1 protein-coding gene and 1 pseudogene are annotated in these 568 nt (G+C 35.0%); both read left to right on the top strand.

Annotation, left to right across the window (positions count from 1 at the left end):
• On the top strand, positions 1 to 204 hold a 204-nt coding region (locus ACVBAX_RS25370), incomplete at its 5' end, for a flagellin (protein WP_447119709.1).
• 266 nt (positions 205 to 470) lie between these two features.
• Positions 471 to 568, top strand: a pseudogene (locus tag ACVBAX_RS25365) (flagellin); the annotation flags it as partial.

Genomic DNA, 568 nt, shown 5'->3' with positions numbered 1-568 from the left:
AACCAAAACCGTCTAGAGCACACTATCAACAACTTAAACACATCTTCAGAAAACTTAACAGCTGCAGAATCTCGTGTTCGTGACGTTGATATGGCTAAAGAAATGATGTCACAAACAAAGAATTCAATTCTTTCTCAAGCTGCTCAAGCGATGTTGGCTCAAGCAAACCAACAACCACAAGGTGTTCTTCAACTACTTCGTTAATATATTTAAAAGGAAGGTCCTGCGCTCTGCAGGACTTTTTCTGTTTAGAGCATTTTGATATAGTCTAATTCATTTATTGGTTTTAGAAAAATTAAAAATAAAACTTATAAAAAAATAGATAAAATATTAAACTTTTGTTTTAATCTCCGATAATAATAGTGTAAGGTGGGAGAGACAAGGGCGGCCGACCTGGAAATCTCCCTCCTTAGTAAAGATAGTGGTTCACAAGGACGTGAATACAAACACATTCAGGGAGGAATAATAAAATGAGAATCAATCACAATATCGCAGCTCTTAACACTTACAATAAGTTGAATGCTGCTTCCAATTCACAATCTAAATCAATGGAAAAGTTATCTTCTGG

The organism is Robertmurraya sp. GLU-23 (assembly GCF_052983275.1).
The sequence above is the reverse complement of the archived record's forward strand: the minus strand, read 5'-3'. Positions and strand labels throughout refer to the sequence as shown.